11 protein-coding genes are annotated in these 7,158 nt (G+C 64.1%); 5 read left to right on the forward strand and 6 right to left on the reverse strand.

What is annotated here, in order from left to right; all coding sequences use genetic code 11:
- Window positions 1-131, forward strand: a 131-nt coding sequence (locus tag KH616_RS19020) for a DUF3022 domain-containing protein (RefSeq protein ID WP_292249698.1), incomplete at its 5' end; no start/stop codon positions are given.
- Between the two features lie 18 nt (window positions 132-149).
- Here the strand turns inward: KH616_RS19020 and KH616_RS19025 are convergent.
- Both KH616_RS19025 and KH616_RS19030 read right to left on the reverse strand, forming a co-directional pair.
- Window positions 150-584 (reverse strand): PGDYG domain-containing protein, encoded by a 435-nt coding sequence (locus tag KH616_RS19025; RefSeq protein ID WP_292249691.1) that lies wholly within the window; start codon window positions 582-584, stop codon window positions 150-152.
- 150 nt (window positions 585-734) lie between these two features.
- Window positions 735-1,241 (reverse strand): Spy/CpxP family protein refolding chaperone, encoded by a 507-nt coding sequence (locus KH616_RS19030; RefSeq protein ID WP_292249692.1) that lies wholly within the window; start codon window positions 1,239-1,241, stop codon window positions 735-737.
- A gap of 250 nt (window positions 1,242-1,491) precedes the next feature.
- Here KH616_RS19030 and KH616_RS19035 point away from each other — a divergent pair, with 250 nt between their 5' ends.
- Window positions 1,492-1,956: an Lrp/AsnC family transcriptional regulator gene (locus KH616_RS19035; protein ID WP_042584089.1), complete on the forward strand. Its 465-nt coding sequence runs from the start codon at window positions 1,492-1,494 to the stop codon at window positions 1,954-1,956.
- Between the two features lie 409 nt (window positions 1,957-2,365).
- Window positions 2,366-3,466, forward strand: a complete 1,101-nt coding sequence (locus KH616_RS19040; protein WP_292249693.1) for a saccharopine dehydrogenase NADP-binding domain-containing protein — start codon at window positions 2,366-2,368, stop codon at window positions 3,464-3,466.
- A gap of 60 nt (window positions 3,467-3,526) precedes the next feature.
- On the opposite strand, the gene KH616_RS19045 is transcribed toward KH616_RS19040, so the two are convergent.
- Window positions 3,527-4,138, reverse strand: coding sequence for an ATP-binding protein (locus KH616_RS19045; protein WP_292249694.1), 612 nt, complete (start codon window positions 4,136-4,138; stop codon window positions 3,527-3,529).
- The gene (gene cydX / locus KH616_RS19050) at window positions 4,135-4,284 is read right to left on the reverse strand and encodes a cytochrome bd-I oxidase subunit CydX (RefSeq protein WP_292249695.1); all 150 of its coding nucleotides are present in this window, start codon (window positions 4,282-4,284) and stop codon (window positions 4,135-4,137) included. The genes KH616_RS19045 and cydX overlap by 4 nt, the downstream gene beginning before the upstream one ends.
- Before the next feature lie 185 nt (window positions 4,285-4,469).
- On the opposite strand from cydX, the gene corA reads away from it, so the two are divergent.
- On the forward strand, window positions 4,470-5,447 hold the full coding sequence (gene corA / locus KH616_RS19055) for a magnesium/cobalt transporter CorA (RefSeq protein WP_292249699.1): 978 nt from the start codon (window positions 4,470-4,472) through the stop codon (window positions 5,445-5,447).
- A 19-nt stretch (window positions 5,448-5,466) separates the two neighbouring features.
- Here corA and KH616_RS19060 read toward each other — a convergent pair whose 3' ends face one another.
- Both KH616_RS19060 and KH616_RS19065 read right to left on the reverse strand, forming a co-directional pair.
- The gene (locus tag KH616_RS19060) at window positions 5,467-5,757 is read right to left on the reverse strand and encodes a YciI-like protein (protein ID WP_292249696.1); all 291 of its coding nucleotides are present in this window, start codon (window positions 5,755-5,757) and stop codon (window positions 5,467-5,469) included.
- A gap of 429 nt (window positions 5,758-6,186) precedes the next feature.
- The gene (locus KH616_RS19065) at window positions 6,187-6,675 is read right to left on the reverse strand and encodes an adenosine-specific kinase (protein WP_292249697.1); all 489 of its coding nucleotides are present in this window, start codon (window positions 6,673-6,675) and stop codon (window positions 6,187-6,189) included.
- A 147-nt stretch (window positions 6,676-6,822) separates the two neighbouring features.
- On the opposite strand from KH616_RS19065, the gene KH616_RS19070 reads away from it, so the two are divergent.
- Window positions 6,823-7,158: pyridoxal-phosphate dependent enzyme (locus KH616_RS19070; protein ID WP_292249700.1), on the forward strand; the 336-nt coding region annotated here is incomplete at its 3' end.

Consider the following 7,158-nt stretch of genomic DNA (forward strand, 5'->3'; position numbering starts at 1 on the left):
AGCGCGCGCGCAGCCATGCGGTGCTGCATGCGTATGTCGACGCGATGCTGGGTTCGCTCGAGGAGCGTCACGCGGGCGGCGAGGCCGTGCCGCGCGACGCGGAGATCGAACTGGACGACGCGTTCGCGTAAGCGGCGCGAACGAGCCGGTCAGTCGGCGTCGCGGTAGACCTGCGCGAAGCGCTGCGCCTGCACGACGCCGTAATCGCCGGGGGCGTACTGCATGACCCAGTCGCCGGCCGTGCCGCGCAGCGTGTCGCCGTTGGCCGAGCGCGCGATCGTGAACGGTTCGTCCATCCGTTTCGCGAGCACGATCGACGGACGGTTGCGGTAGGGGCCCGGCTCGCCGTGCGCGACAGCCGGATCGGCGGGCAGGTATTTCGCGTCGAAGCGCGCGCGTGACACGACCCAGCGGTCGCCGGTCGAACCGGTGATCAGCGCATCGCCGGCGACATAGCGGTTCGGACCTTCAAGACTCATCAGTTCGCCGTCGCCGGCCGCGAAGGCGACCGTGACCGTTTCGTCCTTGATGACGCGCCGGGCCTGCGGATCGGTACTGAGATCGAGTTGGGTAAGTTCGAGCATGGCGATGAAAGGCGGGAAAAGGCCGCAAGCTTAACGTGAAACCGGCGCGCTGTGCGCGCACAGCGCGCCGGTGTCGAAGCGTGTCGGATCGGAGCGTGCCTGCCGTCCGGCCAGACGGAAGCGGGCAGGGCGGCGAAGCTCTGCCGACCGTCAGGGCTTCGCGGGCGAGCTCGCCGCCGTGCCGGGCGCAGCGTTGCCCTTCGCGTGATGTCCGCCGTGGAGCCAGCTGCGGAACGTCGTATCGGCCAGCGCCTTCTGGTCGGCCGGGAAGCTCGCGTAGAGCGGCGCGAACGCGTCGGCGAGCTTCTTCGCACCGTCGGCATTCGCCTGGGCGAGCGCCGCATACTGCTTGATGTCGTCGATCGCGGACACGTTGCGATTTTCCATCCGCTCGTGATACAGGCGGCCCATCGTCTGGCCGTTTTCGCGCATCGTGTCGGCGAAGGTCTTCCATTGCGGTTCCTGCGCCGGCGTGATCTTCAGCTGGCTGTGCAGGTACGCGACGCGTTCCTCGATGCGCGCTTCGTGACGCGCCGCGCGCTGCGCGGAGGTCGGGGCCGATGCGGCGGTCGCGGCCGCTTGGGCGGGCGCCTGAGTCTGCGCGAATGCGCCGGTCGCCACGACGAGGGCGGCCAGGGTGAGCGAAATCTTCTTCATGGTGACTTCTCCGGTGTGGTGTCTTGCGAGCGGGCTCAGGCGCTTCTGCGGCGCCCGCACATCTCGCGTCGCTAGGCTTATTAGTAGCACGTGGAATGACGCGCGGGCGCGGATGCGACACTTGCTTACATCCGAAACGAATCGGAATGGATGCGGATACATTTGTCGGGTTGAGCGGCAAATGGTCGTGCGCATGCGTTCGGCGCTATCATCGCGTCACGTTCATTTCCGCCCGCGCTTCGCTTGCCCCATGCGTCCTCCTCGCCTCGATCAACTCGACGATCTCGACCGCCAGCTCGTCGCACTGCTGCAAGCCGATGCGCGCGCAAGCGTTGCGGATCTCGCGCGCCAGCTCGATGTCGCGCGCACGACCGTCGTCGCGCGCATTGCGCGTCTCGAACGGACGAACGTGATTGCCGGCTACAGCGTACGGCTCGGACAGGACGTGCTCGATGCGAGCATCTACGCTTATGTCGGCATCATCCTCGCGCCGAAATACGGCAAGGACGTGTTGAAGAAGCTCGACCGGATGCCCGAGGTGCAATTGCTGTGCGCGGTCAGCGGCGAATACGACTACGTCGCGTGGCTGCGCGCCGATTCGCCGGAACGGCTCAACGACCTGCTCGACCAGATCGGAGCGCTCGAAGGCGTCGAGCGCACGACGACATCAATCATCCTTTCACGCAAGATCGATCGCGGCACGATCGGCGGTTGACCGGCTGCATCTGCACGAGCTGACGGCTGGTTCGCGGACGCGGCGCGTGTTCCGTTCGTCATCCGGCGCATCATGCGTCCGAACATGCATGGGCGCGCGACCGGTCCGGTCATCTCTCCGTCCTTGCCATTGGCGCGTACCCGCCCATTACCGCGCGATGCGTTTCGTCGCCGCGGTTCGTAGCCGATTCTCCTCATGAATGACATGCGATGCGGGCAGTCTCTTCCGGGCTGTCGGACGCGATTTTCTACGCATTTCGACAATTCGTCAGGATGTATCGCCGTTTCGGCGAAACATAACGTCATTTCGCATCATTTTTCGTCTTGGAACTGATTTTGCTCGTCTCTAGACTGTGTCCATGGCTCGACGCCGTACACAACACTCATCCAACATGTCAGGAGATAAGCGCATGAAAATCGCCATCGTCGGCGCAGGTCTGATCGGCCACACCATTGCTCACATGCTGCGTGAAACCGGCGACTACGAAGTCGTCGCATTCGACCGCGACGCGGACGCGCTCGCCAAGCTCGCACGCGAAGGCATCGTGACGCAACGTGTCGATTCGGCCGATGCGAACGCCATCCGCGAGGCGGTCAAGGGTTTCGATGCGCTCGTCAATGCGCTGCCGTACTACCTCGCCGTCAACGTCGCCGCCGCCGCGAAAGCTGCGGGTGTCCATTATTTCGACCTGACCGAAGACGTGCGCGCAACGCATGCGATCCGCGAGCTGGCCGACGGTTCGGAGCGCGCGTTCATGCCGCAGTGCGGCCTCGCGCCGGGCTTTATCGGCATTGCCGCACACGAACTCGTCAACGGGTTCACCGAAGTGCGCGACGTGAAGATGCGCGTCGGCGCATTGCCCGAGTACCCGACCAACGCGCTGAAGTACAACCTCACGTGGAGCGTCGACGGCCTGATCAACGAATACTGCCAGCCGTGCGAGGCGATCCGCGACGGCCGCAAGCAATGGGTGCAGCCGCTCGAAGGCCTCGAGCATTTCTCGCTCGACGGCACCGAATACGAAGCGTTCAACACGTCGGGCGGCCTCGGCACGCTGTGCGAGACGCTGTCTGGCAAGGTCGAAACGCTCGACTACAAGTCGGTTCGCTATCCGGGCCACCGCGATCTCGTGCAGTTCCTGCTGGAAGACCTGCGCCTGTCGACGGACCGCGACACGCTGAAGTCGATCATGCGCCGCGCCGTGCCGTCGACCAAGCAGGACGTCGTGCTCGTGTTCGTCACGGTCACGGGCGTGAAGGACGGCCAGCTGGTGCAGGACGTGTTCACGCGCAAGATCTTCGCGAAGGAGGTCTGCGGGATGCCGATGAGCGCGATCCAGATCACGACGGCCGGCGCGATGTGCGCGGTGCTGGACTTGTTCCGCGAAAAGGTGCTGCCGCAAAACGGCTTCATCCCGCAGGAACGGGTGCCGCTGAAGGCGTTCCTCGCGAACCGCTTCGGCAAGCTGTACGACGGTGGCACGCTGGCGCGCATGCACGTGCTTGCCTGAGTCTCTCAAGGCACGAGGCAATCACGCCGGGTGTGCGGTATGGCACCCGGCGTTGTTGTGTCAGGCGTGCAGGGGCGGCACGATCGCGGCGGCCGGCGGGACGATACGCTGAAACAGCGCTTCGATATCCGCGTCGGTCGGCGCCGTGTTGTCGAACATCACGATGCCCTCGCATTCGCCGCCGGCCGGCAAGAAGCGGCGTTGCCGGTATTCGTCCCAGTGCGCGAGCTTGTAGGCGTCGTTCGGGTTGCCGCGCGCGATGATGCGCTGGCGCGCGACCGCCTCGGACGTATGCACCCAGACGATGGTCAATGAAACGTCCGGCCCGATGCCGAGCCATTGACGATCGAGCAGCCGCCGGTCGCGCACTTCGCGGGACAACGGGCCGACCACGATCGCGCTGATGCCGAGCGTCAGGTTTTCGCGCGCGGTGTCGAGCAGGCCCTGGTACTCGGGATCACGCAGATGTCTGAGGTAGAGCGGACTGTCCCGGTCGTTCGGGTCGTGGGTGAGGGCGTCCATCGCGGCCGAGCTGTAGCGGCCGTACAGCGTATCTTTGTCGAGCAGGCAGAAGGGCTCCCCGGTCGCCTGCATCAGCGGCCCGATGAGGCGTTTCGCGAGCGTCGTCTTGCCGGTGCCGGCATGGCCGCAGAAGAACACCAGATGCGTCACGAATTCATACTCCCCGATTCGCTGCGCGATGCGCCGGTGCGCTTCGCGTCGAGCGCGAATGCGCGATCCGCGTCGAGCCACATCGTGTTGATGATGCCGAACCCGAGTGCGACGCCGATCCCGAGCATCCATGAGAAATACCGCATTGCTGTCTCCTTGACGGGCGAACCCCGGACATGCCGGGACGCGGGCCTGCGCATGCTGCGCTGCACGCAAACCGATCATGACCAATATCGGTGCGGGGTGCAAGCCGGGCGGGTTGCCGGACAGGACTGCGCCACAAACCGGTAAACTGCAGCGATACCGGCAACACGGGCAATCGACGGACGACATGCTGATCAACTGCGCTGCATACCAGGACGGCCGCAAGCTGGCCGACATCGATATCGAGACCATCAGCGACTATGTCGCGAAACCCGAGTGCTTTGTCTGGGTCGCCTTGAAGGATCCGACGCCCGAGGAACTCGAGTTGATGGGCGAGGAATTCCGGCTGCACGAACTGGCGCTCGAGGATGCCCGCAAGGGCCATCAGCGGCCGAAGATCGAGGAGTATGGCGATTCGCTGTTTGCGGTGCTGCATACGGTCGAACTCGACGGTGACGGCGAACTGCAGGTGGGCGAGCTGAACATCTTCGTCGGCCCGAACTATGTCCTGTCGGTCCGCAGTCATATGGAGCAGAACTTCCGCGACGTGCGCAGACGCTGCGAGCGCGAGCCGCATTTGTTGCGCGAGGGATCGGCCTTCGTTTTCTATGCGCTGATGGATCAGGTCGTCGACCGCTATTTCCCGACGCTCGAAGCGCTCGGCGCCGAGCTGGAGGAACTGGAGGATCGCATTTTCACGAAGGCGACACTCGCGTCGTCGCGCGCGATCATCGAGGATCTCTATTCATTGAAGCGACGGCTCGTGTTGCTGTACCAGCACACCGCGCCGCTGCTCGAGCCGCTGGCCAAACTGACGGGCGGCCGTATTCCGCAGGTCTGCAGCGGCATGGAGCATTACTTCCGCGACGTGTACGACCATCTGCAGCGGATCGTGAAAACGATCGAAGGGCGGCGCGAAATGGTCGTGACGGCAATTCAGGTCAATCTCGGGATGATCTCGCTGGCCGAGAACGAGGTGACGAAGCGCCTCGGCGCATTCGCCGCCCTGTTCGCCGTGCCGACGATGATTGCCGGGATCTATGGGATGAACTTCAGCAACATTCCGGAGCTGCACTGGAAGTACGGTTACTTCGGCTGCCTCGGCTTGATGTTCGTGACCGATTTCGTGCTGTGGCGACGCTTCAGGCGCGCCGGATGGATATGACGGCACGGGGGGCGCGCGCCTAGCGTGGCGGCGCGTGCCTGCCCGCCACGACACGCCACGGACGCACGCGCCAGGACTTGACGAGGCCGTTCTGCACATAAGGGTCGGCGTGCGCGAACGATTCCGCCGCTTCCGGCGAGTCACCCGCGAAGACGAGCACCGCCTGATCGGCGGGATCGGCGAACGCGCCCGCCATCAACAGTTCGCCACGCTCGGTCGCGGCATGCGCGAGGGCGAGATGCTCGGCGCGAAACGCGTCGCGTCGAGCGAGATAGTCATCGACGAGCTCGTAGATCAACTGGTAATGCATGCAATTGCTCCAGGTATCGGGAAAGGCTGCCGCGAATGAGGGGAGGCTGTCGCGCGCGTTCGCATGGCGGCAGCCGGATCAGTATAGGGCAGTGTGTGCGGCCCGTGACGACGTGCGCGGGGATAGCGCCCGCCGGATAATGCGGGCCGGCACGCCGAATGCACGGCAATGATCGACCGGATTACATGTCAATTTGACGGGCATGAAATGACATGACCGCCATGCGGTACTGCATGACTGATTGCCACTAATCCATATACGCAACTAACGGTCTAGCGTTTTCAAGCCAGCCTAATCTCAAACGACATCGCGCCGCATCTCCCTCAGCCAAACGTCTACAGGAAAGGCGGCTGAACCTGCAAGTTAGCGTCAGGGGCGAGTGGGGCGCTCATGCATGTCTTGCGAAGAAACCAACCCTCGGCGGCGCGGCTACGCCTTGTATCCGATATTGCGCAGCAGTTCCTTGCGCCAGCGCACATCGTCGTCGTTCTCTACGCCCAGCGGCGGAAAACCGTCGATGACGCCGACGATGCCACGGCCTTGCGCCGTTTCGGCGACGATCACTTCGGTCGGGTTCGCGCTCGCGCAATAGATGCGGCAGACTTCCGGCACCGCCTTGATCGCATTCAGGACGTTGACCGGGAAGACGCCATCGCCGAGAAATACGATGAAGCTGTGCCCGGCGCCGATTGCGGTCGCATTGCGGCACGCGAGCGCGACCAGATCCGCATCGGTGCCCGAGTGCCGCACGAGGCGCTTGCCGGACGCCTCGCAAAACGCGAGCCCGAACCGGATGCCCGGCACGGTGCCGACCAGCGCTTCGTGAATGTCCTCGACAGACTTGATGAAATGCGTCTGGCCGAGAATCAGGTTCACCGCCTCAGGCTTCTCGATGGCAACGGTATGCAATTGCAGCATGTCGAACCTCGTCTGGCGATGCGCCGAAATGGCTTTCCAAGCTTAGTACGTGGCAGAGCGAGACGAAAGCGCCGCGCGGACTCGGCGCCAGTCTCCTATGCTTTCGTTGTGTGGCGCGCGAACGATGAGGAAGGCGAGGAGGCGGTGATGGACGTGCGACAAGGTTTCGTCGACTGCGTGGGCCGTACGCCGCTGATCCGGCTGGCAAAGCTCAGCGAGGAGACCGGCTGCGAGATTCTGGGCAAGGCGGAATTCATGAATCCGGGCGGTTCGGTCAAGGATCGCGCGGCGCTGTATATCATCCGGGACGCCGAGCGGCGCGGCACGCTCCGAACTGGCGGCACGGTCGTCGAGGGCACGGCGGGCAACACCGGCATCGGTCTCGCGCACATCTGCGCGGCGCGCGGCTATCGTTGCATGATCGTCATTCCCGAAACGCAATCGCCGGAGAAGATGGAAATCCTGCGCACGCTCGGCGCCGAA

Origin of the sequence: Burkholderia sp., assembly GCF_018375725.1 — a bacterium.
Taxonomy (GTDB): Bacteria; Pseudomonadota; Gammaproteobacteria; order Burkholderiales; family Burkholderiaceae; genus Burkholderia.

What these genes read in the sequence shown, in the direction of transcription:
- KH616_RS19025 (WP_292249691.1), bottom strand. Translation starts at nt 584, where the DNA reads ATGCTCGAACTTACCCAACTCGATCTCAGTACCGATCCGCAGGCCCGG.
- KH616_RS19065 (WP_292249697.1), bottom strand. Translation starts at nt 6,675, where the DNA reads ATGCTGCAATTGCATACCGTTGCCATCGAGAAGCCTGAGGCGGTGAAC.
- KH616_RS19030 (WP_292249692.1), bottom strand. Translation starts at nt 1,241, where the DNA reads ATGAAGAAGATTTCGCTCACCCTGGCCGCCCTCGTCGTGGCGACCGGC.
- KH616_RS19035 (WP_042584089.1), top strand. Translation starts at nt 1,492, where the DNA reads ATGCGTCCTCCTCGCCTCGATCAACTCGACGATCTCGACCGCCAGCTC.
- KH616_RS19060 (WP_292249696.1), bottom strand. Translation starts at nt 5,757, where the DNA reads ATGCATTACCAGTTGATCTACGAGCTCGTCGATGACTATCTCGCTCGA.
- cydX (WP_292249695.1), bottom strand. Translation starts at nt 4,284, where the DNA reads ATGCGGTATTTCTCATGGATGCTCGGGATCGGCGTCGCACTCGGGTTC.
- KH616_RS19040 (WP_292249693.1), top strand. Translation starts at nt 2,366, where the DNA reads ATGAAAATCGCCATCGTCGGCGCAGGTCTGATCGGCCACACCATTGCT.
- corA (WP_292249699.1), top strand. Translation starts at nt 4,470, where the DNA reads ATGCTGATCAACTGCGCTGCATACCAGGACGGCCGCAAGCTGGCCGAC.